The 24,938-nt window shown below is 69.6% G+C and carries 27 protein-coding genes; 5 read left to right on the forward strand and 22 right to left on the reverse strand.

Annotated elements, in window-relative coordinates; genetic code table 11:
* Nucleotides 1–20: 20 nt before the first annotated feature.
* The 20 genes from BU28_RS0101620 to fabF form a co-directional block, all read right to left on the reverse strand.
* The gene (locus BU28_RS0101620) at nt 21–734 is read right to left on the reverse strand and encodes a DUF2793 domain-containing protein (RefSeq protein ID WP_028717897.1); all 714 of its coding nucleotides are present in this window, start codon (nt 732–734) and stop codon (nt 21–23) included.
* Entirely contained in the window at nt 727–4,620 is a 3,894-nt protein-coding gene (locus BU28_RS0101625) for a baseplate multidomain protein megatron (protein WP_028717898.1), read from the reverse strand. The genes BU28_RS0101620 and BU28_RS0101625 overlap by 8 nt, the downstream gene beginning before the upstream one ends.
* A 15-nt stretch (nt 4,621–4,635) precedes the next feature.
* Nucleotides 4,636–5,064 carry a C40 family peptidase gene (locus tag BU28_RS0101630; protein ID WP_028717899.1) on the reverse strand — a complete coding sequence of 143 codons (429 nt, stop codon included), beginning with the start codon at nt 5,062–5,064 and terminating at the stop codon, nt 4,636–4,638.
* Entirely contained in the window at nt 5,061–5,882 is an 822-nt protein-coding gene (locus BU28_RS0101635) for a DUF2163 domain-containing protein (RefSeq protein ID WP_028717900.1), read from the reverse strand. Before BU28_RS0101635 ends, BU28_RS0101630 begins: the two co-directional genes overlap by 4 nt.
* Nucleotides 5,879–6,511 (reverse strand): DUF2460 domain-containing protein, encoded by a 633-nt coding sequence (locus tag BU28_RS0101640; RefSeq protein WP_028717901.1) that lies wholly within the window; start codon nt 6,509–6,511, stop codon nt 5,879–5,881. Before BU28_RS0101640 ends, BU28_RS0101635 begins: the two co-directional genes overlap by 4 nt.
* A 6-nt stretch (nt 6,512–6,517) precedes the next feature.
* Nucleotides 6,518–7,186 carry a phage tail tape measure protein gene (locus BU28_RS0101645; protein WP_036761749.1) on the reverse strand — a complete coding sequence of 223 codons (669 nt, stop codon included), beginning with the start codon at nt 7,184–7,186 and terminating at the stop codon, nt 6,518–6,520.
* 22 nt (nt 7,187–7,208) lie between these two features.
* Nucleotides 7,209–7,430 carry a phage tail assembly chaperone gene (locus tag BU28_RS0101655; RefSeq protein WP_028717903.1) on the reverse strand — a complete coding sequence of 74 codons (222 nt, stop codon included), beginning with the start codon at nt 7,428–7,430 and terminating at the stop codon, nt 7,209–7,211.
* Complete coding sequence (locus BU28_RS0101660; RefSeq protein WP_028717904.1) at nt 7,427–7,744, reverse strand: gene transfer agent family protein; 318 nt, start codon at nt 7,742–7,744, stop codon at nt 7,427–7,429. The genes BU28_RS0101655 and BU28_RS0101660 overlap by 4 nt, the downstream gene beginning before the upstream one ends.
* Nucleotide 7,745: 1 nt before the next feature.
* On the reverse strand, nt 7,746–8,159 hold the full coding sequence (locus BU28_RS0101665) for a phage major tail protein, TP901-1 family (protein ID WP_028717905.1): 414 nt from the start codon (nt 8,157–8,159) through the stop codon (nt 7,746–7,748).
* Nucleotides 8,160–8,170: 11 nt separating this feature from the next.
* On the reverse strand, nt 8,171–8,590 hold the full coding sequence (locus BU28_RS0101670) for a DUF3168 domain-containing protein (protein ID WP_028717906.1): 420 nt from the start codon (nt 8,588–8,590) through the stop codon (nt 8,171–8,173).
* On the reverse strand, nt 8,587–8,937 hold the full coding sequence (locus tag BU28_RS0101675) for a head-tail adaptor protein (protein ID WP_028717907.1): 351 nt from the start codon (nt 8,935–8,937) through the stop codon (nt 8,587–8,589). The genes BU28_RS0101670 and BU28_RS0101675 overlap by 4 nt, the downstream gene beginning before the upstream one ends.
* Nucleotides 8,934–9,551: a head-tail connector protein gene (locus tag BU28_RS0101680; RefSeq protein ID WP_028717908.1), complete on the reverse strand. Its 618-nt coding sequence runs from the start codon at nt 9,549–9,551 to the stop codon at nt 8,934–8,936. Before BU28_RS0101680 ends, BU28_RS0101675 begins: the two co-directional genes overlap by 4 nt.
* 136 nt (nt 9,552–9,687) lie before the next feature.
* Nucleotides 9,688–10,854: a phage major capsid protein gene (locus tag BU28_RS0101685; RefSeq protein WP_028717909.1), complete on the reverse strand. Its 1,167-nt coding sequence runs from the start codon at nt 10,852–10,854 to the stop codon at nt 9,688–9,690.
* 22 nt (nt 10,855–10,876) lie between these two features.
* The gene (locus tag BU28_RS0101690) at nt 10,877–11,413 is read right to left on the reverse strand and encodes an HK97 family phage prohead protease (RefSeq protein WP_036761750.1); all 537 of its coding nucleotides are present in this window, start codon (nt 11,411–11,413) and stop codon (nt 10,877–10,879) included.
* Between the two features lies 1 nt (nt 11,414).
* Nucleotides 11,415–11,648, reverse strand: coding sequence for a GTA head formation protein, RCAP_rcc01685 family (locus BU28_RS0101695; protein ID WP_036761751.1), 234 nt, complete (start codon nt 11,646–11,648; stop codon nt 11,415–11,417).
* The gene (locus BU28_RS0101700; RefSeq protein ID WP_028717912.1) at nt 11,649–12,833 is read right to left on the reverse strand and encodes a phage portal protein; all 1,185 of its coding nucleotides are present in this window, start codon (nt 12,831–12,833) and stop codon (nt 11,649–11,651) included.
* Between the two features lie 118 nt (nt 12,834–12,951).
* Nucleotides 12,952–14,292 (reverse strand): DNA-packaging protein, encoded by a 1,341-nt coding sequence (locus BU28_RS0101705; protein ID WP_028717913.1) that lies wholly within the window; start codon nt 14,290–14,292, stop codon nt 12,952–12,954.
* Nucleotides 14,243–14,605, reverse strand: coding sequence for a hypothetical protein (locus BU28_RS21760; RefSeq protein ID WP_028717914.1), 363 nt, complete (start codon nt 14,603–14,605; stop codon nt 14,243–14,245). Before BU28_RS21760 ends, BU28_RS0101705 begins: the two co-directional genes overlap by 50 nt.
* 259 nt (nt 14,606–14,864) lie before the next feature.
* Complete coding sequence (gene mltG, locus BU28_RS0101715) at nt 14,865–16,040, reverse strand: endolytic transglycosylase MltG (protein ID WP_036761753.1); 1,176 nt, start codon at nt 16,038–16,040, stop codon at nt 14,865–14,867.
* Entirely contained in the window at nt 16,037–17,299 is a 1,263-nt protein-coding gene (gene fabF, locus BU28_RS0101720; protein ID WP_028717916.1) for a beta-ketoacyl-ACP synthase II, read from the reverse strand. The genes mltG and fabF overlap by 4 nt, the downstream gene beginning before the upstream one ends.
* Nucleotides 17,300–17,520: 221 nt before the next feature.
* On the opposite strand from fabF, the gene BU28_RS0101725 reads away from it, so the two are divergent.
* The 5 genes from BU28_RS0101725 (at nt 17,521) to BU28_RS0101745 (ending at nt 23,144) form a co-directional block, all read left to right on the forward strand.
* A complete protein-coding gene (locus BU28_RS0101725) occupies nt 17,521–18,699 on the forward strand; it encodes a toxic anion resistance protein (RefSeq protein ID WP_028717917.1) in 1,179 nt (392 codons plus the stop codon).
* Nucleotides 18,696–19,724: a DUF2927 domain-containing protein gene (locus tag BU28_RS0101730; RefSeq protein ID WP_051577666.1), complete on the forward strand. Its 1,029-nt coding sequence runs from the start codon at nt 18,696–18,698 to the stop codon at nt 19,722–19,724. Before BU28_RS0101725 ends, BU28_RS0101730 begins: the two co-directional genes overlap by 4 nt.
* Nucleotides 19,725–19,785: 61 nt before the next feature.
* Nucleotides 19,786–20,919 (forward strand): SPFH domain-containing protein, encoded by a 1,134-nt coding sequence (locus BU28_RS0101735; RefSeq protein ID WP_028717919.1) that lies wholly within the window; start codon nt 19,786–19,788, stop codon nt 20,917–20,919.
* A 9-nt stretch (nt 20,920–20,928) separates the two neighbouring features.
* Nucleotides 20,929–22,227, forward strand: a complete 1,299-nt coding sequence (locus BU28_RS0101740; RefSeq protein ID WP_028717920.1) for a TFIIB-type zinc ribbon-containing protein — start codon at nt 20,929–20,931, stop codon at nt 22,225–22,227.
* The gene (locus tag BU28_RS0101745; protein ID WP_028717921.1) at nt 22,224–23,144 is read left to right on the forward strand and encodes a carbohydrate kinase family protein; all 921 of its coding nucleotides are present in this window, start codon (nt 22,224–22,226) and stop codon (nt 23,142–23,144) included. The genes BU28_RS0101740 and BU28_RS0101745 overlap by 4 nt, the downstream gene beginning before the upstream one ends.
* Nucleotides 23,145–23,313: 169 nt before the next feature.
* Here BU28_RS0101745 and hflX read toward each other — a convergent pair whose 3' ends face one another.
* Both hflX and hfq read right to left on the reverse strand, forming a co-directional pair.
* Nucleotides 23,314–24,621: a GTPase HflX gene (hflX, locus tag BU28_RS0101750; protein ID WP_028717922.1), complete on the reverse strand. Its 1,308-nt coding sequence runs from the start codon at nt 24,619–24,621 to the stop codon at nt 23,314–23,316.
* A complete protein-coding gene (gene hfq / locus BU28_RS0101755) occupies nt 24,622–24,855 on the reverse strand; it encodes an RNA chaperone Hfq (protein ID WP_010394165.1) in 234 nt (77 codons plus the stop codon). It lies immediately after the preceding gene.
* Nucleotides 24,856–24,938 lie beyond the last annotated feature (83 nt).

The following is a 24,938-nucleotide window of genomic DNA, read 5'->3' on the forward strand; positions in this document are numbered from 1 at the left end:
ACAGACGCGGAAAGCCCCGCTCAATCGGGGACGCGCAACTCCCACCAGTGCAGGACCACCCGCACCCGGCCGCCGGCGAACTGGCCACCCGCAGCACCCAGCCGCAAAGCGGTCGGCTGCCAATAGGTGACGGGAGAGCCCAGCATGCCCCGAACCCAGGAATTCGCAGCCTTGCCCAGGTTTTCGTTGAAGCGGTTCGGAACGGCAGTATCGCCCAGGGTCCAGCTGGTCAGCGACCCGGTGATCGCCGTCAGGACCCGCGCGGTCACGCCGACGACCATTGCGCCGGCGGGCACCACCATCGTGGTGGTAAAGGTGTTTCCCACCCCCAGCGTCACGTCCTCGGCCATCTGGCGCACGATCAGGCCCGAACCGTGCTGGCCCAGGCTGACCGCGCCCTCGACCCAGGTCGTGCCGTTGTGGATGGCGGGCACGCCGGTGTCGGCGACCAGGGCGCGCTTGCCAAAGCGGGGCCGGAAAAAGACCCAGCCCCCGTTCGCCCCGATGGCAACCTTGCCGGCCTGTCCCTCCCAGGCGTTGACCGCGCCCTGTGGCACCGCCCAGCACAGCCCGTCGGCCACCACCTCGGGCGGCGTGGTGCGGGTCAGGCTTTGCAGCACCAGGTCGACCTGACCATCCAGCCGCAGCAGCGCGTCGTTGACGGTGACATGCTTTTGCGCCTGCGCCGGCATCAGCAGCGGCAGGTCCATGTTCGCGGTCGCGTTCTCAGCCATCGATCCTCATCCTTGCTTGGGGCCCGGCGCCGAACGTGTCGGACAGTTGGGCAATCCTGATTTCAAAGGCGCCGCCCGCCTTCGCCGAACTCCAGACATCGGCCGGCACGGCCCAGCGCGGCTCGCCGACCAGAGCCTGGGCCAGCACGGCGCCATCGCGCACCACGCTTGCGCTGTAGCGCTCCTGCGCCTCGCCCAGGGGAACGTCGGCGCCCTCCCAGCCGTCGCCCTGGACGCGGGTACGGCGGACCCAGGTGACGGTGCTGCCGCGAACCGACAGGTGGCAGGGCGACAGCGGCCGCAGCCCAGCGCCCCGAAACGCCAGCGCCACATGGCGATAGCTGGCATCATCCACTGCCCGCGTCGCCGGCCCGATCCGCCAGTGCCGCATCTGGTTCAAGGCCGAGGGCGCCAGGTCCACCTGCCGCGCCGACCCGTCCACCAGCACGACCGTGCTGCCGGCCGGCCAGACCTCGGGCATGAAGGCATCCGTGCCCGCCTGCCCTCGCAGCCGGGTCGCGATGTCCCACACCCCCGGGGAAACCAGCCGCGCGTCCCGGAACTGCAGCAGCTCCCACCCCTCGGCCGAGCCGTCGCCCAAGGCCAGCAGGTTCGCCCCGCTCATCAAGGCGGTCTCGGTCGCGGACTCCAGCGCGCCGCCCTTGACCCGGATGCGCAGCGCCGGACCCCGGTCCCAGACCCCCGGCCGTGCCGCCGCCAACGGTGCCAGCGTCACCCCCATGATCGAGGCCGCGGGCACCGTCGTGTTCAGCGCATAGCCGCCCGCCTGCTGGGCCGAAACCCAGACGGCGGCGGCGCCCGGCCAGGGCGTGGCCGTGACCGCCAGATGCGGCGCATGGGGCACTTCGTCGCCCCGCAGCAGCGGCAGGTCCAGAAACACCGGCCAGACCGGGATCGGCGGGCTGAAGGCCCGGGCGACGCTCTGGCCCTCGATCACCCGCGCCGGACGATAGACGCCGGGCTCGACGCGCACTGCATCCACGGTCATCGCGCCTGCCCGCTCGACCCGGTCGATGCGCCAGCGGCGCGCGCCCGCCCTTGGCTCGACCAGCGCCACCACGTCCCCCGGTCCCAGATGACCCAGCGAGGGCGGCAGCGCAAAGCGCGCCGTGTCGCGGGCAATCACCGATTCCGAAATCCAGCGCTCGGCCATGGCCAGCCCCTCGGCGCGAGTCAACGCCATCGGCAGTTCGCTGTCCGATACGGCAAGGAACTCGCCCCCCGGCATGGTCGTCTCGGCGGTGCGCACGGCATAGTCGCCGCCCGCCTCGACATGGGTCAGCCGGACACGGCCGGGGACCTCCGCCTCGGCAGCACGGCCGATCTCGACCTGGGCCAACTCATCGGTCGTCGCCATGTCGTCGGGCCCAAGGCTGGCATCCACCCGCGCATCGCGCATGACAAAGCGCAGCACCCCGTCCCGCTCAAGCGCGTCGAAGGCATAGGCCAGCATCAACGGCTGCAAGGCCGCCCGCCCGGTTTCCGAGCCGGTCAGCGCATAGCCCCGCACCAGACCCGCCAGCCCCTGGGTGTCATAGGCCGCGACGCCGGCGGCAGCGCAGATCTCGGCCACCACGTCCGCCAGGGGCACGGCCCCGGCGCGACCGTTCAGCCAATGCCCGCGTTCCCAGGCAGGTCCGTCCGACCACAGGTCGGTCCGCGCCGGAAAGGCGGGGAACGGCCGCGAGTCCCAGCACCAGACATGGGCGCGGCTCATGTCGATCATGCGCCCGGCCCCGATCCGCTCGCCCGCCTCGCGCAGGGGATTGTTCGCCGGATCGCCCCAATACTCGGTCATCGCCCGGACATAGGCCGCCTGCACCAGATCGTCCCGCCTCCCGTCCGAAAACCAGGGCAACCTGGATTCCGAGCTCATCGCGTCCAGGAACTTGTTGGGCTGGTTTGTGCCCTTGTCCAGCGCCGCGCAGCCCATCTCGGTGAACCATACGGGTTTCGAGCGCGGCACCCAGGCCGTGGGCCGCGCGCTGCGCTGTCCGCCGACGCGGTTGCGATGCTCGTTCGCCCACCAGCCGCGGATGTCCTTGTAGCGCCAGATCCAGTGCTCATGGTAAAGTCCGTCGCTGATCGGCGTGCGGATCTGCATCTCACGGTCGACGTCGCGGGCATAATACCAGTCGAAGCCCTCGCCCCCCGCGACGTTCGCCCGCAAATAGGCCGGATTGTCGATCCGGCCCCAGGCGGCATCCAGATGATTCTCGCCCTCGCGCCAGTCCGACAGCGGCATGTAGTTGTCGATGCCCACGAAGTCGATGTTGTCGTCGCCCCACAGCGGGTCCAGATGAAAGAACACATCCCCGTTGCCGGGGTGATAGCCGAAATACTCCGACCAGTCCGACGCATAGCCGATCTTGACCGCATCCCCCAGGATCGCGCGCACGTCGGCCGCCAGGCGGATCAACTGCTCGACTGCCGGAAAGCGATGATCCGCCCCCTGGATCTGGGTCAGCCCCACCATCTCGGAGCCGATCAGGAAGGCATCGATCCCCCCCGCCGCCGCGCAAAGATGCGCGTAATGCAGGATGAACCGCCGATAGGACCACTCGTCGGGACCGGAATAGCGGATCTCGTCCCCCTCGCGCGAAAAGTCGCTCGCCCTGGCTGTTCCGAAGAACGCCGCAACCTCATCCTCGGCGGCGGCGGTGCCTGCGGGGCTGCCCGCGCGGTCCGCCGCGATGCTCGTCGTGATACGGCCGCGCCAAGGCATCACGGGCTGGTCGGCCGCGCCGGTCCAAGGGTCGGCCCGGCCGTTCCCTGCCAGCTGCTCCATCAGGATGAAGGGATAAAAGACCGCCTTCCGCCCACTGGCCGCAAGCGCCCGCAGCGCCTCGATGACCGATCCGTCGGCCGGCGTTCCGCCATAGATCGGACGCCCGCCGACCCGTGCGACCTCGACCGCCGCATCGCGGCCGATGCCGCCGGCGCGCCAGGCCATGCCCTGCCCGTCGCGGGACTTGTCCTCGACCTTCGGCCGCACCGTGCAATGGTTCACCCTCAGGTCGTCGCCGAACCAGGACACGACCAGCGACACCGAACCCACATTCGGCAGTTCGCGCCCCAGGATACGCAACGAGGCGCGGAAATCCGTTCCCGCAATCGGCGTGTTGCGGTTGATGACCTGCGTTTCGCCCAGACCCAGGTCATAGCTGACCGGCGTGGTCGCCAGAGAATATTCTCCCGTGCCAGGGATCATGGCGACGGCCCGCACCTCGCGCGACAGCCCCCGCCCCTCCTTGGCGCGGCGCGTCACCTCGAACGACAGCTGCGGCACACGGTTGCCCCAGCGCTCAAGCCCCAGGTCCTCCAGCACGACATAGGCGATGCCGCGATAGGCTGGCGCCTCGTCGCCTTCCTGCGCGACGATGGCGTGGTCGGGCAACTGCGCCTCGTCCCCAAGATAGACCCGCATGTTCAGATCGTCGGGCGAGATTTCCTCGCCATCCGCCCAGACCCGGCCCACCCCCAGGATCGGACCCTCGCACAGGGCCAGCGCAAAGCTCAGCCGATAGCTGATCTCGGTGACGCTGGGGCTGGACCCCTTGCCGCCGCCACCCTGGGTGCGGCGCACCTCGACCAAGGGGCCGGCCCAGATCGCATGGCCGGGCACGCGCATCTGCCCCCAGATCCGCGGGATCGGCGTGCCCTCGCCCGCGGTCTGGATCCGCATCCGGTCCACCCGCCCCGTCTCGACCGCCTTCGAGCCAGAGCCCAGCAGCTTCTGGTCGATCACCCGGCCCAGGGTCGCCCCCACGGCCCGGCCGATGACGGCGCCCGACAGGCCCAGAACGGTGCCGCCAAAGCCCGCACCGATGGATGCACCGGCCGCCGCCAGCAGAATCGTCGCCATTGCGCCTTCCTTCTCTCATGTCAGGGGCGGAAACCGGAACCTGCCCGCGATCTTTGCCCGCCACGGCGCCGAAAGCGGGCTTTCGACGACGCCATGCCGGTCGTAGGCATGCACAAAGCTCGCCCCGGCCCCGGTTTCAGCCAGAATACCCATGTGCTTGGCGATGGCGCCCGATCTCATGCGAAAGATCAGCACATCGCCCGCCGCCTCGGGACCCGCGGGCAGCAACAAGCGCCCCGCCCCGCCCAGCAGCAACTCCTGCGCCCCCGCCTCGCCCCAGTCGGGGGTATAGGCGGGCAGCGCCTCGGGCTCGGGACCGTAAAGCTCGCGCCAGATGCCCCGCACCAGCCCCAGGCAGTCGGTCCCCGCCCCCTTGACCGAGGCCTGGTGCACATAGGGCGTGCCGATCCAGCCCCGCGCCGCCGCAACGATGCGCTGGCTCATGACCCGACCTGCGGGGCGATCAGCCAGTCCTCGGGCGGCAGATGCGGAAAGCCCCGGAAATTGGCATAGTTCAGGAACTTCAGCCGGCAGGTCGCGGCCCGCTTGTCGCAACCCGCCACCAGCTTCACCTGATCGCCCGCGGCCGGGGCGATGCCCAAGGCCGCCCACAGCGCGATCTCGCGTCCGCCGGGGCCGGCCAGATCGCTCTTGACCAGCCCCTCCAGCCCGGCGGCCGCGCCGCTCAGCACGATCAGGCGACCACGCTCGAACCAGCCGGCCTCGTGGTTCGCGATGCCGCCCAAGGTCAGGCGCTCGCCTTCCTCATGGGCGCGGACGACGCCTTGGGCGCTGTAGCCTTCGGCACCCAGGTCGAAACGGCACTGGCCGTCGCCCAGCTGGGCCGAGCAGCGCGGATGATAGACCCGGCCCTGCGTGCGGTTCAGCGGTTCGGACAGGCCCCGCAACTCGGCGCGGAACGACCGGCCGCTGCGGCTGACCTCGCCCAGGTGGCCGCGAAAGACCAGGACTCGGTTCGCCGTATTGGCCCAGTCGACCTCCCACAACCGTACCTCGGCGGCGTCCCACCGGCCCGCCATGATATCGACCTCGGTGATCGCATCGTCCGACAGGGCGCCGCTCGCCTCTGTATTGTCGACCGACAGGCCCGCGCCCTGCACGACGGCCGCGGCGCTCAGCCCGGTGTCGGGGCGAAAGGTGATCCCCCCGAAGGCCAGCATCCGGTCGTGGTCGGTAAAGCCCAGGACCAACCCATCCCGGCGCGTCACGGCCCAGGCCCGCGCAATCGTCTCGCCCTTCACAGCCGCACCTCGATCACAGGAACATCGGGCAGGTCGCCCGCATGGAACGACGCCACCGAAACCGAAATCCGGTCGGTATCAAACCGCACCGGCACGTCGAACTCGAACCCGGCCGAGACTGCGGCCCCGGCCTCGGGCGGCACGGCGAAATGCACGGTGCCCGTCACGGTATCGACAGTGAAATCTCGCCCTGCGGCCAGTTCCACGTCCCCGATCCCGGCCAGGACCGTGCCCTCGACCGGCTTCGCGATGGGCCGCCAATAGCCCGCCGGCCCCGAACGATAGGCCTTGCGCAGCTCGAACGCCGTCCGCACCCCGTCGCCCCGGCCCAAGACCTGGTCGCCGAACGCCGGCGCCACGCTGGGGGCCGAGGATTTGTAATCCGACCAGTCCTTCCAGCGGAACCCGTGCAACTGACCGGCGCGCGCCTCGAAAAAGGCGATCAGCAGCGACACGTCGTCCAGCGACCGCAGGCCCATGCCCGCGTCATAGCGGCGCCGCGAATGGGCCCAGGGGCTCGACCGCTCCTCATGCCCGTTGGTCAGCGCGACGATCTCCGTGCGCCGTTCGGGCCCGCCCACCGACCCGAAGGAAAGGCTGGCGGGAAACCTGATCTCGTGAAATGCCATCTGTCGTCACCCGTTCCTGTCGCCGCGCGCCAGCATCCGGCCGAACCGGGCCGCGATCTGGCTTTGGCTGCGGGCGAACCCGCCCACATCGGGGGTCGAGACGTTGAACGTGACGTTGACCGCCCGGCCTCCGCCACCCGCCGCCGCAACCCCCAGCTTGCCGTCGGCCCCGCGCCGCAAGGGCATGATCGCCTCGGGCCCCGCCTCGCCCATCAACCCGGTCGCGCCGCGCATCGGGAAATAGGTGGGCTGGCTGACCACGCCCCCCTTGGCAAAGGGCATCACCCGCCCCTGCGAAAAGCTGCCGCCGTCGGCAAAGGGCATCGCCCCCGACACCAGCCCCGTCACCCCTTGCGAGATCGCGCCCGCCAAGGCCTGCTGAATCGGCCGCATGGCAACCGAAAAGGCGCTGTCGGCCATGCTGCGCGCCACGGTGGACAAGGCGTCGCTCAGCTTCATGCCGTCGAACACCAGCCCGTTGAAGGCGCGGCGCAGCCCGCTGCCGATCCCGCTGGTCAGCGAGCCGACCTCTCGGTTGGTGTAAAGCATCGACTCGCGCAGCCGCGACAGTTCCTGTTCAAAGGCGGCCGTCACCCGGCCGCTGTCGTCCAGACTGCGGCCCAGCGTGCCGTCCCCTGCGTCGGCCAGACCGCCGAACCCGTCCTTGCTCGCCATGACCGGCGCCTCCTTTCGACAATCAGTTCTGCTTGGGCGCGGGCCGGTCGGGATAGCGCGCCACCAGCTCGGCCAGCCGGTCGCGCGTCATCGCGCCGCCGCCCCCTTCGATCCCCAGCATCAGGGCCAGTTCGGCCGGGGTCAGCGCCCAGAAGGCCGCGGGTGTCAGCCCCAGCCCGCCCAGCCGCGCCGGCCCCATGCCGACCTTCATCAACCCCGGCCAGTCCAGCCCCCGGGGCCTCATGCGCCCTCGATGCGAAACGCCCGCGCCAGCATCGCGGCTGCCGTGTGGGCCGCGGCCACCGGACCGCCCCGGATGTCGCAGGCGCCCAGCGCGGCGATATCCCCGCTCCAGCCGGCCCCGCGCAGCCCCGCGACCAGCACCGCCATCACGTCGCGGGTGGAAAATCGCCCGCTCTCGAACCGCTCGACCAGGGCGATCATGCTTTCCGCGCCCAGTTCGGCCTCAAGCTCGGACAGGGCGCCCAGGGTCAGCTTGCCGACATGGGGCACCCCGTCCAACACGACCTCGACCTCTCCCGCCAAAGGATTGGCCATGTCAGAGCGTGTTGAAGCTGAGCACGCCCGCGCTTGCCATGGAAACTTCATAGGTCGCCTCGCCATTGTAGCTGCCGGAATATTCAAGGCTGGTGATCTGGAACGGCCCCTGCACCGTGCCGAAATCGGGGATCACCACCTGGAACTCGGGAACCTCGCCGTCGAAAAAGACCTGCCGCGCGCGTTCGTCCGTGGTGCCGTCCCGAAACACCCCCGAGCCCGAGATCGTGGCCGACCGCACGCCCGCGCCGCCCAGCAGCTCACGCCAGCGCCCCTCGCTTTCGATGCTGGTCACGTCGACCGTCTCGGCGTTGAAGCTGATACGGGATGCCCGCAGTCCCGCGATGGTCTCGAACAGACCGTCCCCGGTCATGTCCATCTTGATCAGCAGATCGCGCCCGTTCTGCACCGCCATGTCGTTTCTCCTCAACCAAGGTCAATGCGGGCGCGAAAGGTCAGGTCGACCCGCCGCCCCGCGCCGTTTTCCGCCCGGCGCGCCTTGGCGCGCAGGAACCAAAGCCCCGCCAGTCGGCCCCGCGCCAGCCCGATCCGCGCCGTCTCCAGCGCGTCCGACACCGCCACGGCGGCCGCCTTGACCGCACTGAATCCGTTTGCATCGTCCGATCCCGACAGGACCGAGACGACGAAATCATGCTGCGATCCGGCGGCCGTCATGTCGCCCGCGTCGCGGACCTCTTCAGGCCCAAGCGAGACATAGGTGCCCGCCGGCGCCGCCACCGGCATCGCGTCATAGATCGCGTCGCCGACCAGCGCGTGCAGGGCGTCGTCCTCGCGCAGCACCTGATAGACTGCCGCTTGCAGCGCGGCCGTCGCGGCATAGCTCATGCCAGGGACTCCTCTTTGGCGATACAAACCAGGTAGCGGCCGGATCGGTCGCTCTCGGCTACGGCTTCGATGCGAAAGCGGCGCTCGGCGGGGCCCGCGCCCAGCCGCAGCCGCTGCTCGGGGCGCGGGCGGCGCGGGTCGCCGGCAGCCGCCGCCCGGACGGTGATCCGCCAGTTGACGACGCTTTGTGCCCCCACCTCGGCGAACCGTTCAGCCCCCGCACCCGACCGCATTTCCGCCCAGATCCGTCCGATCGGCTGCCAGGACAGCGCAAAGCCGCCCATGCCGTCTGCCGCCCGGACCGGAGATTCCAGGATCAGCGGCACAGTCAGACGCGGCAGGCTCATGCCCGACCGCGCGAAGCACCGCGCCCCCCCAGCACCCGGACCGAGCGCCAGCGCTCGATCAGCGCGCCGACACTGAAGGGCATCGCCGCTTGCGTGCCCTCGAACACCCGGTCCTCGTGATAGCGCGCAGCCAGCATCAGGACCGCCTGCGCCAGATCGGCCGGCACCGAATCCCAGGCCGGGCCAAAACCCGCGGCAAAGGTCACGGTCACGAACCCCGCCTCCGGCACCACCGGCAGCCAGCCGCCCCGGGGCAGCAGCATCGGCCGCTGCATGTCCGGCGCCAGCCGATAGACCCCGGGATCGACCAGCGTAACCTCGCCCGCGCCATCGTCCATCTCGACCCGCTCGATGCCATTGACGGGCGCCAGCGGCAGCGGCTGACCCGCCGGGTCGCGCCAGTCCTCCAGCCGCAGCCGGAACTGCCGCGCCAGCAGCACCTTGCCGGTGCGCGCCTCGATCGTGGCGATGGCAGCGCGCAGAAAGCCCGCCAGCGCCAACGTCTCGGCCTCGTCCTGGGCCATCTCGAAACCCGATCCCAGCCGCAGGTGCTCGCGCAGCCCCGCGACCGGCAACGCCGCCAGCGCCGGCGCCGTCAATTCCACAAGCATCATCTTCGAACCTCCGTTCGCACGGTCGCTGCGTTCCATTCAGACGAAAAAGGGGGCCGCGCGTGTCCGCCCATGCGCGCGCGGACAGCTTTGCCGGTAAAGCGGACACTGGCCGCGCGGCCCCCGCTTCGGCCGTGGATCAGCCGAAGACCATCAGCTTGATGGCGCGGGCGTCGGTGACGCCGCCACCGACGCGCTTGGTGGCATAGAACAGCACATGCGGCTTGGCCGAGAAGGGGTCGCGCAGCACCCGCAGGTCGGGACGCTCGACGATGGTATAGCCCGACTTGAAGTCACCGAACGCGATCGAGGCCGAGCCGTTGGCGATATCGGGCATGTCCTCGCACAGCAGCACCGGATAGCCCAGCAGCTGCGGCGGCTGGCCCATCGCCAGGCTGTCGGCCCACAGGAAGCGGCCGTCCGTGTCGCGCATCTTGCGCACGGCGGCGGCGGTCTTCGAGTTCATGACGAAGGTCGCATTGGCCCGGTATTGCGCGCCCAGCGCATAGACCAGGTCAATCAGCGCGTTCGCAGGGTTGGTCGCCGCGAAATCGCCCGTCGCGCCCGAGGCGATGGTGCCGATCTGCACATTGGTCGCGGTGGCGTTCGCGGCGCGGGCATGGGTCAGGAAACCCTTGGGCTTGTTGGTGCCGTCGCCGCTGATGAAGGCGGTCGCCTCGGCGCGGATGAACTTGTCGGCGATCCGGCCGGCCAGCCAGCTTTCCACGTCGAAGGCCGCGTCGTCCAGCAGGCGCTGGCTGGCCTTCGGCATGGCCGACAGCTCGTGGACCGGGATCACCACGCGGGTCACCGCCCCGGTGCCGGTCTCGGCCTGGGCCGCGGCCTCGGTCGCCCAGCCGCTGGCGATGTCGCCCATGTCGACCAGCATCTCGAAATTGGCCGATTCCACGGTGACGACATTGGCCACCCGGCGCAGCGAGGCCATGCTGTTCAGCGCCTCCTGCACCTGCAGCGCCACCGTCGGCGCCGCCAGGAACCCCGCGTCCGAGGTCGAGGTCATGGCCTTGCCCTCCAGCGGCAGCCCGCGCAGCGCGCCGTCGTCGCCGTGGCGCACATAGGCGTCGAACGCCTTCTGGTGCGGCGCGCCCGCATCGGCCTCGACCGACAGAGGGGCGCGGGCGCGGGAAAGGGTCTTGCGGTCCAGCATGGTCATGCGATCTTCCTGTGCTTCCAGTCGTTTCTGAATATCGGAACGGAATGCCTTGAGTTCGTTGACGAACCCCAGCATCTCGGCCCCCAGGTCGCCGGGCATGTCCGCCCCGGCCGCGGCTTTCACCTCGGTCATCGTCCCCTCCATCTGGTGAAATTCACTCGGCGCGCAGCGCCTGCGCCGCGGCCCGAAAGGCCGCCGCCAGCTCCAACGCGCCATCGGACTTGCGCCCGACCTTGGCCTCGGCGAGCATCGGGAAGGTCACCAGCGACACCTCCCACAGCTCGACCTCGGTCAGCAGCCGCCGCCCCTTGGCGTCGCGCTCGGCGGAAATCGTGCGATAGCCGATCGACAGCCCGTCGATGGCGCCCGCCGCAATCAGCGCGGCGGCCTCGCGGGCCTGCCCGATCTCGGGCAGCAAGCGGCCCTTGACCCACAGGCCCTTCTCGTCCTCGCGGATCTCGTCCCAGACGCCGATGGGCTTGGCCGGGTCGTGCTGCCACAGCATCCGCACCTTGTCGCCCCGCGCCGCCAGCCGCTTCAGGCTGGCCGCATAGGCGCCCTTCTGGACGATATCGCCGCCCTGGTCGGTCAGCCCGAACAGGCTTGCGTAGCCCTCCAGCCGGGTGCCGTCCGACACCAGCGCCGAACCCGGGGCGAACTTCAGTTCCAACCCGTAATCCTTTGAATTCACGTCAGCCTCCTTTCGGGGTAAAGGTCAGGATCGACTGCACCGCCTGGGTCAGGATCACCGCGACGACGCCATAGACCGTCATCCACAACCGCCGCTCCAGCCCCTCGATCAGCGACTCGATCCGCTCCAGCCGCCGCTCGACCTGCCCGAACTGCAGCGCCATGATCCGCTCCTGCGTGTCGAAGCGCTGGTCGTGCCAGCCGAAGGGCTCCTTCACGAAACGCGAGCCCTCCATCTATTCCTCCGCCACCGGCGGCAGGCCCAGCGCGGCCCGCTTCTCGGCATCGGTCAGAAACAGCGCCTCGCCGATCCGCTTCCACTGCCCGTCGCGCTCCTCGGCCAGGGCGGGCACCTGGTCGGGGTCGGCGCGCAGGTCGATCTCGGCCCCCAGATGCTCGGACAGCCACCAGGCGACGGCGCTCGCGACCCGCGACACCAGCGGCAGCACGGTCAGGCGATAGAATGCCCGGTGCGCCTCGGCGTAATTGGCATAGGTCGCCTCGCCCGGAATGCCCATCAGCATCGGCGGCACGCCGAAGGCCTGGGCGATCTCCCGCGCCGCCGCCAGCTTGGTCTCGTGGAACTCCATGTCGCTGGGGCTGAACCCCATCGGCTTCCAGTCCAGCCCCCCCTCCAGCAGCATCGGCCGCCCGGCGTTCCGCGCGCCCTGGTGATGCATCTCCATCTCGCTCACCAGCCGGTCGTACTGGTCGGGCGACAGGCTGCCCTGCCCGTCCGCCCCCTTGTAGACGATCGCGCCGCTCGGCCGGGCCGCGTTGTCCAGCAGCGCCTTGGACCAGCTTGACGCGCTGTTGTGCACATCCACCGCCACCGCCGCCGCCTGCATAGGCGACAGGCCGTAATGGTCGTCCAGCGGGTGGAAGCTCTTGATGTGGCAGATCGGGTCGGGACTGCCCACCATGTCGAAGCGGAACTTGCGCCCGCCCACCGAATATTCATAGGCCGAGGGCCAGCCATCCGGCCCCGGCACCACCGCCATCCGGTCCGAGCGCAGGACGTGCAATTCCCCCGGCAGCCCCTTGGCGCCCTCGCCCACCGCCTCCAGATAGCCGTTGCCGCTCAGCAGGATCTGGCCATAAAGCGCCTCGAACAGCTCGGCCCGGCCCTGGCCGATGTTGGGCCGCCGCAACAGGTCCAGCACCGGGTGCGTGTCATAGCGCCGCTCGCGGTCCTGGCACAAAAGCGGCACGGCGGCGGCGGCCTCGGCGATCAGCCGCACGGCGCGGAACCCGACCGGATTGCCGGCAAACCCGGCATTGGTCAGGCTGACCGTGTCGCGCGGCGACCAGACCACCCGCCCCGAGCCCGCCGCCAGCGCCACCACCTTGCCCGCGGCGCTCGCCTTTTTCTCGACTTCGACGGCGGGCGCAGCCGCTCGCCCGAACCAGGGAAATGCCATCGGTCTCTCCTGAAATCCCATTGAAAAAGGGCCGCCAACGGCGACCCTTCGCGGACCAGAAAGGCCCTTCTTTCTTGCCTAAATATCCCGGGGCCCGGGGCAGAGCCCCGGTCCGGCGCTACAAACCCCGCACCGAAGGCCGCCGATAGGACGCCGCCGGCTCGATCATCAGCTCGTGGATGGCCCAGACCAGCGCATCCAGCCGGTCGGGCGAACCCTTGCCCTCGTATCCGGCGACGCTCATGCGGCACATCTGGTCCTCCAGCGCGCCAAGGCCGCGCAGGTGATGCACACGCCCCTGCTCGTAAAGCGCCGCGACCGGCTCGGCCCGCAGCCCCTTGCCGCGGCCGGCGCGCAGGGCCCGGAACGGCACCAGCGGGTCGATCTGGCGGATCACGCTCTCGACCAGATCGCCGCCCTGGTTGACCTCGGCCACCAGCCGCTCGGCGCCGTGCCGGTCCATCGCGGCAATCGCGGCGCGCGCCCAGTCCGTTGGCCCGCCCCGGACGGTGGCGTCCTCCAGCACATAGGCCCGCCATTCCGTCACCGGCCCCTCGGCCAGAACGCCCGCGACCACGATCCCGCATTCATCGGACGCGGCACCCGCCGTCACCGCCGGATCGACCGCCACGACCACGCGCGACAGTTTCGGCGCCCGGTCCACCCGGCAGCGCTCGACCATCGCGGTCGTCCACAGCGCCCCCTCGACGTCCTCCAGCAGCAGCCCCTCCAGCTCCTGCCGGCCCAGCCGCGTGCCGGCATAGCGGCTTTCGACCTCGGCCAGGAAGCTCTCGGCCAGATAGGCGCGGTTGGCGTCGGTAGGCGCATGGGTGGTGACGGTCGAGGCATTGCCCAGAATCCGCTTCAGCACCCCCACATTGCGCGGCGTCGTGGTGACGACCTGCTGGGGATGCTCGCCCAGACGCAGCGCGAATTGCAGCATGTCCCAGCTGTCCTCGGCCTTTTTCCACTTGGCCAGTTCGTCGACCCAGGCGGCATCGAACTGCGGCCCGCGCAGGGCCTCGGGCTCGTGCGCCGAATAGACCTGCGCGGTCGCGCCATTGGGCCAGACCAGCCGCCGCCGCCCCGCCTCCCAGACCGGACGCCGGTCCGGGGGCGAACAGGCCAGAATCCCCGACTCGCCAAAGACCATCACGTCCCGCGCCTGGTCGAAGGTCTCGCTGACCAGCGCCACGCGATGCGCGCGGCCCGGCGCATCCGGCGTCGCCCCCTCGACCTGGGACCGCACCCATTCGGACCCGGCGCGGGTCTTGCCCGCGCCGCGCCCGCCCATGATGACCCAGGTCTTCCAGTCGCCCTCGGGCGGCAACTGGTGCGGCAGCGCCCAGAACTCGAACAGCCACGGCAGCGCCGCCAGCGCATTGCTGCTCAACCCCTCCAGGAAGGCGTCAACCTCCTCCGGTTCGGCGCAGGCAAGCCAGGCGGCGCCCGATTTCATCTCGTGCCGCGACAAGGTCGAGTGCGCCTGCACCGACCTGTCCGGCAGCATCCTTGCGTAGCTTGTCAACCTTGCCCCTTTCCTCCAGCACCATCTTGGTCGCCTCCCGCAGAGAGCGCACCAGATTGCCGGACTCTTTCAGATCACCTGCGTCCCCCGCCTCGATCTTTTCCCGCAAGCGGGTCAGATCGGCGGCATAGGACCGGAACAGCCCGTCGGCGATGTCCAGCACGTCCATCTCGGTCGCCTCCTCGGCGACCGACGCGAACGGTCCTTCCGGTGGCTCCTGCCCCGGATCGAAGTTTACTGTCATTCCTGATACGCCTTGCCCTCGTGTGCCTGTCCGCACGAGCGAGACATGAAAAAAGCGGCCTCGGTCCCTCGACCCGGCCGCTTGCCCATCTCTCCCAGCATGGATAAGTTCTACCTTGGAGCGTTCGCACAGTCAACGAAAAACCACAGGTTGCGAAACCTTCTGTTAATTTCCGTTCAGAAACAATGAACTTTGCCACGCAACACCCCAGCGCGCGGCCACGCAACAGGGGCGGCATCGCCCCTGTGACACCCCGAATCTAGTCGCCCTGGACCGGCGACATGGCCTGCCCGCGCTGCCGTTCGATCTCGCGCCAGCGCCGAACGTTCTGGTTGTGCTCCTCCAGCGTGCGGGCAAAGGCGTGCCCGCCGCTGCCGTCGGCCACGAAGAACACATAGTCCGAATCGTCCGGGTCCAGCGCCGCCTCGATCGAGGCGCGCCCCGGATTCGCGATCGGCGTCGGCGGCAGGCCCGCGATCTGATAGGTGTTGTAAGGCGTGCGCCGCCGCAGCTCGGACCCGCGGATGCCGCGATCCAGCACGCCCTTGCCTTGGGTAATGCCATAGATCACGGTCGGGTCCGTCTCCAGCCGCATGCCCTGGCGCAGGCGGTTGACAAAGACGCTGGCGACCAGCCGCCGCTCGTCCGGGACCGCCGTTTCCTTCTCGATGATCGAGGCCATGATCAGCGCCTCCTGCGGCGTCCGATAGGGCAGCCCGGTCTCGCGCGCCTCCCAGGCCTGGGCCAGGAAATTCGCCTGCCGCCGCGCCATTTCGGCCAGCAGCGTGGCGCGGTCGGCGCCCTTCTGCACGTCATAGGTGTCGGGGGCCAGGCTCCCCTCCTCGGGAAGGTCCGCGACCTCGCCGGCCAGGAAGCCGGCCTGCTTCAGCCCCTCGACCACCTGCCAACTGGTGACGCCCTCGGCCACCGCGATGCGCAGCCGCGCGTCGGGCCGCGCCTCGGCAGCCTGGATCGGCGCCGGCACCGGCTCGCCGGGGATGTATTTCGCCTGCTCGGCCATCTGGCCCGTGGCGGCATCGGTGTCGCGCAGGATGACCGAGTTCTCGCGCACGCCGATGCGGAACACGATCTCGGTCCCGCAGGTGCTGGGCCCGCCGGCGGTGATCGCGGCGACCACGTCGGCCATGCTCGCGCCCGGCGGCATCAGGTACGATCCGTATTTCAGGTCGCGCGACTTGCCCGCGTAATCGGCGCCCGCGCGAAAGATATAGGCGTTCGACACCACGCCCTGCGCCGCCAGGCTTTCGCTGACCGCGCTCAGGCTTGCGCCCGGCGGCACGCGCACGCAGGATGCGACGGCGCTGGGCCCGGGGGCAGTGTATTGGTGCTTGGCCCAGGCCACCGCCGCCGCCACGGCGATCAGGATGACGATCAGCAGCGTCAGGAAGTTCGACGCGACGTGGCGCCAGATCATTCGGCCGCCCGCCCCATCACCAGGCTTGCGTTGGTGCCGCCAAAGCCGAAGCTGTTGGACAGCACATAATCCACCTTGCGGCGCACGGCGGCATTGGCGGCCAGGTCGATGGGCGTCTCGCGCGACGGATTGTCCAGGTTGATGGTCGGCGGGCAGATCTGGTCGCGGATCGCCAGGATGCAGAAGATCGCCTCGACTGCGCCCGCCGCGCCCAGCAGGTGCCCGATGCTCGACTTGGTCGAGGACATGACCACGTTCCCCGCCGCATTGCCCAGCATCCGCTCGACCGCGCCCAGTTCGATCACGTCGGCCATGGTCGAGGTGCCGTGCGCGTTGATGTAGTCGATATCGGCGGGCGACAGGTTCGCCCGCTTCAAGGCATTGGTCATGCTGCGGAAACCGCCATCGCCATCCTCGCTAGGGGCGGTGATGTGATAGGCGTCGCCCGACATGCCGTAACCCAGCACCTCGGCATAGATCTTGGCGCCGCGCGCCTTGGCGTGCTCGTATTCCTCAAGGATGACGATGCCCGCGCCCTCGCCCATGACGAAACCGTCTCGGTCCTCGTCCCAGGGGCGGCTCGCGGCCTTGGGATCGTCCTCGCGCCTGGTCGACAGCGCCTTGCAGGCGTTGAAGCCCGCGACGCCGATCTCGCAGATCGGGCTTTCGGCGCCGCCCGCGACCATCACGTCGGCATCCCCCAGCGCGATCAGCCGCGCCGCGTCGCCGATGGCATGGGCGCCCGTGGAACAGGCCGTGACGACCGCATGGTTCGGCCCCTTGAAGCCGAACCGGATGCTGACCTGCCCCGACACCAGGTTGATCAGCGCGCCGGGAATGAAGAAGGGCGAGACCCGCTTGGCCCCGCGTTCCTTGATCAGCACGGCCGTGTCGGCGATCGAGGACAGCCCGCCGATGCCCGAGCCGATCATGACGCCGGTGCGCTCGCGCTCGTCCTCGTTGGCGGGCACCCAGCCCGAATCCTTGACCGCCTGTTCGGCGGCGGCCATGCCGTACAGGATGAAGTCGTCGACCTTGCGCCGGTCCTTGGGCTCCATCCAGTCGTCGGGATTGAACGTGCCGTTCGTGCCATCGCCCAGCGGCAGTTCGCAGGCGTATTTCGTCGCAACGCCGCTGGTGTCGAACCGCGTGATCGGCCCGGCCCCGGATTCCCCCGCCAAAAGGCGCTTCCAGGTCTCTTCGACCCCCGAGGCCAGCGGCGTAACCATCCCAAGCCCGGTGACGACAACTCTGCGCATAGGCCGCTCCTTAACCCTGACGTAATCCGGCAGGTTCTACACGCCCCCCGGCCCACGCGCAACGCCAAGCCGGGCGCGACCGTTCCGGCCCGGGCCCGCCCGGCGCCGGGCAGGGGCGCAACAGTCGCGCATCAAAGCGGCGGACCCCCGCTTGCGGCGTTGAACCCGGCCGGAATCCTCCTATTCTGCGGCGGTCCCGCCCCGATCAAAGGACGACCCGGATGACCGACAAGACCCAGGCCAGCGCGGCCGCCGCCACCGACGCCATCGAAAGCGTGACCGCCGTGGTCCTGCCCGAGCCACCCGCCGCCCCCACCCTGGCCGACGCGCCCCCGCCGGTGGCCGAGGAAATCCGCAAGCGTGTCGCCGAGATCGACATCCGCGACACCGCCTCGATCGTGCATTTCGGCGCCCGCGCGCAGAACGAGTTGCAGGAAATCAGCCAGGCCATGCTGGCGGACGTCAAGAACAAGGACGTCGGCCCCGCGGGCGAGTCGCTGCGCGAGATCGTGACCACGATCCGCGGCTTTTCGGTCAGCGAACTGGACGTGCGCCGCGAACGCAGCCTGTGGGAACGGCTGACCGGCCGGGCCGCGCCCTTTGCCAAGTTCGTGGCCAATTACGAACAGGTCCAGACCCAGATCGACCGCATCACGGCGGACCTGGACGCCCACCAGCACCGGCTGCTGAAGGACATCAAGTCGCTCGACCTGCTGTATGAACGCACCCTGGCCTTTTACGACGAACTGGCGCTTTACATCGCCGCCGGAGAGGAAAAGCTCGCCCAGATCGACCGCGAGGAGGTCCCGGCCAAGGAGGCCGCCGTCGCCGCCGCCGCCGAAGGCGACAAGGTCATGGCCGCGCAGGACCTGCGCGACCTGCGCTCGGCCCGCGACGACCTGGAACGGCGTGTTCACGACCTCAAGCTGACGCGGCAGGTCACGATGCAGTCCCTGCCCTCGATCCGGCTGGTGCAGGAAAACGACAAATCCCTGATCACCAAGATCAATTCGACACTGGTGAACACCGTGCCGCTGTGGGAAACGCAGCTCGCGCAGGCCGTCACCATCCGCCGCAGCGCCGAGGCCGCCCGCGCGGTCAAGGAAGCCAACGACCTGACCAACGACCTGCTGACGGCGAACGCCCGCAACCTGCGCGAGGCGAATGCCACCATCCGCACCCAGGTCGAGCGCGGCGTCTTCGACATCGAAAGCGTCAAGGCCGCCAACGCCGAACTGATCGCCACCATCGAAGACAGCCTGCGCATCGCCAGCGAAGGCAAGGCGCGCCGCGCCGCCGCCGAACAGGACCTGCAGGCGATGGAAACCCAGCTCCGCAACACCCTCGCCTCGACCCGCACGGGTCAAGAGCGGGGCCAGATCCCGAACGCGACCCCGTGACCCCGACCCCTGCCCCTGTCCTGCGCCTTGCCTGCGTCGCGGCCCTCGCGGCGCTGGCGGCCTGTTCGACCGACACCCGCTCTCTCGAAACCGCGCCGCCGATCCAGGCCACGGCGCCCCTGCCGCGCCCGGACCGGCCGCCGGTGGACCAGGCCGTGCTGCGCCGCGAACGCGCCGAACGCGCCCGCGCCGCCAATGCGACGGCCGCGCGCGCCGCCGAAACCCCGGCCAGCGCCAACATGCGCAGCTATCTGGCCGAAGTCGAACGCACCCTGGTCGCGCGCGGCAAGCTGCGCACCGACGACGGCAGCGACATCGCCCTGACGCCCGAGCGCCTGACCGAGGATTTCGTCCAGATCGCGCTGCACGACGAATACACCCGCCGGGGCGACAGCCTGGTGTCGCAGTCGACCCCGGCGCCGCTGCGCCGCTGGACCCAGCCCGTCGCCCTCCGCATCGAGTTCGGCGATTCCGTGGCCCCTGCCCAGCGCGACCGTGACCGCGCCGAAATCGCCGGCTATGCCGCCCGGCTGCAGGCGGCGACCGGCCATCCCGTCGCGCTGACCGGCACCAGCGGCAATTTCACCGTGATGATCCTGTCCGAGGACGAGCGCCGCGCCATCGGCCCGCGCCTGAACGCGCTGGTCCCCGGCATCCCCGCCAGCGACGTGCGCGCGTTAAGCGAGCTTTCGCCGCAGAACTATTGCACGGTCTTTGCCTATTCGCGGGGGAATTCCCCGACCTATGCCCAGGCGGTGGCGCTGATCCGGTCCGAAACCCCGCCCCGCCTGCGCCGGTCCTGCGTGCACGAGGAACTGGCCCAGGGGCTGGGCCTGGCCAACGACAGCCGGCAGGTCCGCCCCTCGATCTTCAACGACGACGAGGAATTCGCCTATCTGACCCGTCATGACGAGCTGCTGCTGAAGATCCTTTACGATTCCCGCCTGCGCCCCGGCATGACCGAGGCCGAGGCCCGCCCCATCGTCCTGCAGATCGCGCGCGAACTTCTGGCGACCAGCGCTTGACGCGGCCGCCCGGCGCGGCACTATCTTGCGGGAATGGCGCAATCTTGCGAAAGGCAGGCCCATGTCCCTGTTCGACATCCTTGGCGGCGAGTTCATCGAGATCATCGAATGGACCGATGACTCGCGCGACACGATGGTTTACCGCTTTCCGACCGTGGGCCGGGCCATCAAATATGGCGCCAAGCTGACCGTGCGCGAAGGCCAGGCCGCCGTCTTCATCCACGAAGGCCAGCTGGCCGACGTGTTCCAGCCCGGCCTTTACATGCTGGAAACCAACAACATGCCGGTGCTGACCCGGTTGCAGCACTGGGACCACGGCTTTCGCAGCCCCTTCAAGTCGGAAATCTATTTCGTCAACACGACGCGCTTCAACGACCTGAAATGGGGCACCAAGAACCCGGTCATCGCGCGCGACCCCGAATTCGGCCCGGTCCGCATCCGCGCCTTCGGCACCTATTCGATGCGCGTGACCGATCCCGGCAAGTTCATGACCGAAATCGTCGGCACCGATGGCGAATTCACCCGCGACGAGATCAGCTTCCAGCTGCGCAACGTCATCGTGCAGGAGTTCTCGCGCATGATCGCCGGGTCGGGCATCCCGGTTCTGGACATGGCGGCGAACACCGGCCAGTTCGGCCAGATGGTCGCCAAGGCGATCGGCCCGACGGTCGCCGAATACGGCCTGACCATCCCCGAATTCTATATCGAAAACATCAGCCTGCCCGACGAGGTCGAAAAGATGCTCGACAAGCGCATCTCGATGGGGATCGTGGGCGATCTGGACCGCTTCGGCCAATATGCCGCGTCCGAGGCGATGCTGAACGCCTCGAACCAGCCGGGCGGCATGGGCGCGGGCATCGGCGCCGGGCTGGGCGCGGGCCTGGGCGTCGCCATGGCGGGACGCAGCGGCCCCTGGGGCGCGATCCCGCAGGCGGCCCCGCAACCCACCGCGCCGCCGCCGGTCCAGACGCCGCCGCCGCTTCGGCCCGAAACCCTGTGGCATGTCGCGCTGGACGGACAGGCGCAGGGCCCCCACGGCCGCGCCGCCCTGTCCCGGCTGGCGCAGGAAGGGCGGCTTTCGGGCGACACGCTGGTCTGGACGCCGGGCCAGGACGGCTGGAAACCGGCCCGCGACATCGCCGAACTGGCCCCGCTTCTCGCCCCCGCGCCGCCCCCGCTGCCGGGCGCGGGCTAAGCGCGGGCGATGCCGACACCCCCGTCCGAATACCGCTATCCTTGCGAAAACTGCGGGGCGAGCCTGCAATTCTCGCCCGGAGAGCAGCGCCTGGTCTGTCCCTATTGCGGGCACGAACAGCAGATCGGCCCGGGCCCGGCGCGCGCGCCGTCGCGCCAGGGCGCGGGCGGCCCCTGGGGCGAGGCCGCGATCCTGGCCGACCCCTCGACCGGGCGGGCGATCCAGTGGGATGCCAGCCACAAGTCCGACCTGCCCGAGATCCCGCTGGAGCGCGGCCTGACGCTCGACGCCGCCAGCGACCTGACCGAGACGGTGCGCACGCTGTCCTGCCCGAACTGCGGCGCCAAGGTGGAAATCACCAGCGACCGCCACGCCTCGGCCTGCCCGTTCTGCGCAACGCCCGTCGTCACCGACACCGGCGCCACGCGCCAGATCAAGCCGCAGGGCGTGCTGCCCTTTGTCATCACCGAGGCCCAGGCCAAGGCCGCGCTGGAAAGCTGGCTTTCGGGCCTGTGGTTCGCCCCCTCGGGCCTGACCGCCTATGCCCGGCGCGGCAAGCGGATGAGCGGCATCTATTCCCCGTTCTGGACCTTCGACGCCGATACCACCTCGGCCTATGCGGGCGCGCGGGGCGACTGGTATTACGAAACCGTCTGGGTCACGCGCGAGGTGAACGGCCAGCGCCAGCAGGTCGCCCAGCAGGTCCGCCGCACCCGCTGGACGCCGGTATCGGGCCGGGTCTCGCGCAACTTCGACGATGTGCTGGTGCTGGCCGCCGCCTCGCTGCCGCGCCGCATCACCGATGCCCTGGCGCCCTGGGACCTGTCGCATCTGGTGCCCTATACGCCCGAATATCTGGCCGGCTTCTTGGCCGAGGGCTATACGATCCCCCTGGCCTCGGGGCACGAGATCGCGCGCCAGGAAATGGCCGGGGTGATCGCGATGGACGTGCGCCGCGCCATCGGCGGCAACGAACAGCAGATCGCCAGCATCCAGACCCGCCATGCGAACGAGACGTTCAAGCATGTCCTGCTGCCGGTCTGGACCGCCGCCTATCGCTACAACGGCAAAAGCTATCGCTTCGTCGTCAACGGCCAGTCGGGCCGGGTGCAGGGCGAACGGCCCTGGTCGGTCTGGAAGATCGCGCTGGCCGTGGTCCTGGCGCTGCTGGTGCTTCTGGGACTGCTGTGGCTGAACGAACGGGGCAACTATGTCCGCTTCGGCGCCGGCACGCTGGCGCCCGACATCACCGTCACCGACGGTTCCGAATACCGCGCCGACAGCGCACCATTGAGGAGGCAACCGTGATCCTGTGTGCAGGCGAATCGCTGATCGACATGGTGCCCGAGGCGGGCCGCTATCGCCCGCTGGCCGGCGGAGCGGTCTATAACACCGCCATCGCGCTGGGGCGGCTGGGCATGCCCACGGCCTATCTGTGGCCGATCTCGCGCGATGGGTTCGGCCAGGACCTGCTGCGGCCACTGGCCGAGGCGGGGGTGGACACGACGCTGTGCCCGCGGTCGGACCGGCTGACCACGCTTGCCTTCGTCACCCTGACCGGGGGCGAGGCGCGCTATGCCTTTTACGACGAGGGCTCGGCCGGGCGGATGCTGTCCCCTGCAGACCTGCCCGAGATCCCGCCCGAGGTCTCGGCCCTGTTCATCGGCGGCATCAGCCTGGTTCCCGACCCGTGCGGCGCGGCGATCGAGGCGCTGGCCGAACGGCTTGCCCCGCGCGTGCCGGTGATGCTGGACCCGAACATACGCCCCTTCTTCATCCAGGACGAGGCCGCTTATCGCGCCCGGCTGGACCGGCTGCTGGCGCTGGCCGACATCGTCAAGCTGTCTGCCGACGACCTCGACTGGCTGATGCCCGGCGCGAGTTTTGCCGAAGCGGCCGCAGCGCTTCTGGACAAGGGCGCGCAGGCCGTGCTGCAGACCGGCGGGGCCGAGGGCGCGACAGCCCATTCCCGCCACGCCCCGATCAGCGCGCCCGCCACCCGGGTCGAGGTGGCCGACACCATCGGCGCGGGCGACACGTTCAACGCGGGCGTGCTGGCCGCGCTTCATCGCGCGGGCGCGCTGACCCGCAAGGGGATCGCATCCCTTGACCCCGAGACGCTGGGCCAGGCCCTGACCCTGGGCACCCGAGCCGCGGCGATCACCGTCTCGCGCCCCGGGGCCGACCCGCCTTGGGCGCGGGAACTGGACACGATGCAGCCTTAGCAAAAGGGGGCTCCGCCCCCGTCGCGTGCCGCGACTCCCCCAGGGGTATTTCGGCAACAAGGAAGCGCTAAGGCGCCAAAGGACGGCAGCGGCGGGTCGGCGCGCAACATCTGTCATTCACCGTTTTTCAAATACCCATGCGACCGGGCGATCGGCGCTGCGGCCGGGGTCAGAGCGCCTCGTAGGCCGCCTTCTGCCGCGCGGTCCAGCGCACCAGCAGGCGCACGCCCTTGTCGCCCATTTCTTCGGAGGCCACGATGCCCTGGCGATGCAGCCAGGCGCGGCGGCGGCCGTCGTCGGAGGGCAGGATCAGCACGGCCTCGTCCCGCGGTTCGTCCAGGACCTCGGCCAGGCGGGTTTCGACGGCCAGCAGCAGGTCCTCGAGCCCCTCGCCCGACAGCGCCGAGATCGCCTGCACCCCTTCGGTCCGCGCATCGTGCCGGCGCAGGGCCGAGCGGGTTTCGCCGGAAAGCGCGTCGATCTTGTTCCAGACCTCGATCAGCGGCACGTCCTCCTCGACGCCCAGCGATTCCAGGATCTCGCCGACATCGCCGGCCTGCTCCTCGGTCTCGGGGTGCGAGATGTCGCGCACATGCAGGATCAGGTCGGCCGCCAGCACCTCTTCCAGCGTGGCGCGGAAGGCGGCGACCAGCTCATGGGGCAGGTCGCTGATGAAGCCCACGGTGTCGGACAGGATCACCCGGCGCCCGCCCGGCAGCACCATCTGGCGCATGGTCGGGTCGAGCGTGGCGAACAACTGGTCCCTGGCCATGACCTCGGCCCCGGTCAGCCGGTTGAACAGCGTGGATTTGCCGGCGTTGGTGTAGCCCACCAGTGCCACGATCGGATAGGGCACCTTGGCGCGGGCCTTGCGGTGCAGCTCGCGCGTCTTGACCACCCGTTCCAGTTGCCGGCGCAGGCGGATCACCTGTTCGTCGATGGCGCGGCGGTCGGCCTCGATCTGGGTCTCGCCAGGGCCGCCGACGAAGCCAAGCCCGCCGCGCTGGCGTTCGAGGTGCGTCCAGGCCCGGACCAGCCGCGTGCGCTGATAGGCCAGAGCGGCCAGTTCGACCTGCAGCACGCCTTCGCGCGTTTGCGCGCGGTCGGCGAAGATTTCCAGGATCAGCCCGGTCCGGTCCAGGATCTTGACGTCCCATTCCTTTTCCAGGTTGCGCTGCTGCACGGGCGTCACCGGCCCGTCGATAAGCACCAGCTCCGCCCCCTCACCCTCGGCGGCGGCCTTGATGTGCTGGCCGATCTCCTCGCGCTTGCCCTTGGAAAACAGCATGCCGGGGTCGGGATTGCGCAGGCGGGCCACCTCGGCCCCGGTCACGTCGATGGCGGGCAGCGCATGGGCCAGGGCCACGGCTTCCTCAAGCGCCAGTTCCGGGGACCGGCGCGTGCGGGCGTTGCCCAGGTCCGGGTGGATCACATAGGCCCGCGTCGGGCGGTCCCGCGTTTCCGTGGTTTCGGCCAATCAGTCCTCGCCTTCGTAAAGGCTGATCGGCTGGCCCGGCATGATGGTCGAGATCGCGTGCTTGTAGACCAGCTGCGACTGGCCGTCGCGGCGCAACAGCACGCAGAAATTGTCAAACCAGGTGATCACGCCCTGCAGTTTCACGCCGTTGATAAGAAAGATCGTCACCGGAACCTTGCCCTTGCGGACGTGGTTCAGAAAAGCGTCCTGAAGATTCTGTTTGTCGCCGGCCATTCGATGCACCTTGTTCTTATCGCGGGTTTTCAAGACTTAGGCGAGCGGACAGACGCATGCAAGCCGATGATCGGCCAAGCCGC

This window comes from Paracoccus yeei ATCC BAA-599 (genome assembly GCF_000622145.1).
Classification (GTDB): Bacteria; Pseudomonadota; Alphaproteobacteria; order Rhodobacterales; family Rhodobacteraceae; genus Paracoccus; species Paracoccus yeei.

Coding starts and splice junctions, on each gene's coding strand:
- BU28_RS0101685 (WP_028717909.1), bottom strand. CDS start 10,854: ATGACCGAGGTGAAAGCCGCGGCCGGGGCGGACATGCCCGGCGACCTG.
- fabF (WP_028717916.1), bottom strand. CDS start 17,299: ATGCGCAGAGTTGTCGTCACCGGGCTTGGGATGGTTACGCCGCTGGCC.
- BU28_RS0101655 (WP_028717903.1), bottom strand. CDS start 7,430: ATGAGGCCCCGGGGGCTGGACTGGCCGGGGTTGATGAAGGTCGGCATG.
- BU28_RS0101625 (WP_028717898.1), bottom strand. CDS start 4,620: ATGGCGACGATTCTGCTGGCGGCGGCCGGTGCATCCATCGGTGCGGGC.
- BU28_RS0101695 (WP_036761751.1), bottom strand. CDS start 11,648: ATGGAGGGCTCGCGTTTCGTGAAGGAGCCCTTCGGCTGGCACGACCAG.
- BU28_RS0101665 (WP_028717905.1), bottom strand. CDS start 8,159: ATGGCGGTGCAGAACGGGCGCGATCTGCTGATCAAGATGGACATGACC.
- BU28_RS0101740 (WP_028717920.1), top strand. CDS start 20,929: ATGCCGACACCCCCGTCCGAATACCGCTATCCTTGCGAAAACTGCGGG.
- BU28_RS0101725 (WP_028717917.1), top strand. CDS start 17,521: ATGACCGACAAGACCCAGGCCAGCGCGGCCGCCGCCACCGACGCCATC.
- BU28_RS0101640 (WP_028717901.1), bottom strand. CDS start 6,511: ATGGCATTTCACGAGATCAGGTTTCCCGCCAGCCTTTCCTTCGGGTCG.
- BU28_RS21760 (WP_028717914.1), bottom strand. CDS start 14,605: ATGACAGTAAACTTCGATCCGGGGCAGGAGCCACCGGAAGGACCGTTC.
- BU28_RS0101660 (WP_028717904.1), bottom strand. CDS start 7,744: ATGGCCAATCCTTTGGCGGGAGAGGTCGAGGTCGTGTTGGACGGGGTG.
- BU28_RS0101620 (WP_028717897.1), bottom strand. CDS start 734: ATGGCTGAGAACGCGACCGCGAACATGGACCTGCCGCTGCTGATGCCG.
- BU28_RS0101705 (WP_028717913.1), bottom strand. CDS start 14,292: ATGAAATCGGGCGCCGCCTGGCTTGCCTGCGCCGAACCGGAGGAGGTT.
- BU28_RS0101645 (WP_036761749.1), bottom strand. CDS start 7,186: ATGGCGAGCAAGGACGGGTTCGGCGGTCTGGCCGACGCAGGGGACGGC.
- BU28_RS0101675 (WP_028717907.1), bottom strand. CDS start 8,937: ATGAGCCTGCCGCGTCTGACTGTGCCGCTGATCCTGGAATCTCCGGTC.
- hfq (WP_010394165.1), bottom strand. CDS start 24,855: ATGGCCGGCGACAAACAGAATCTTCAGGACGCTTTTCTGAACCACGTC.
- BU28_RS0101700 (WP_028717912.1), bottom strand. CDS start 12,833: ATGGCATTTCCCTGGTTCGGGCGAGCGGCTGCGCCCGCCGTCGAAGTC.
- mltG (WP_036761753.1), bottom strand. CDS start 16,040: ATGATCTGGCGCCACGTCGCGTCGAACTTCCTGACGCTGCTGATCGTC.
- BU28_RS0101735 (WP_028717919.1), top strand. CDS start 19,786: ATGTCCCTGTTCGACATCCTTGGCGGCGAGTTCATCGAGATCATCGAA.
- BU28_RS0101680 (WP_028717908.1), bottom strand. CDS start 9,551: ATGATGCTTGTGGAATTGACGGCGCCGGCGCTGGCGGCGTTGCCGGTC.
- BU28_RS0101670 (WP_028717906.1), bottom strand. CDS start 8,590: ATGAGCTATGCCGCGACGGCCGCGCTGCAAGCGGCAGTCTATCAGGTG.
- BU28_RS0101630 (WP_028717899.1), bottom strand. CDS start 5,064: ATGAGCCAGCGCATCGTTGCGGCGGCGCGGGGCTGGATCGGCACGCCC.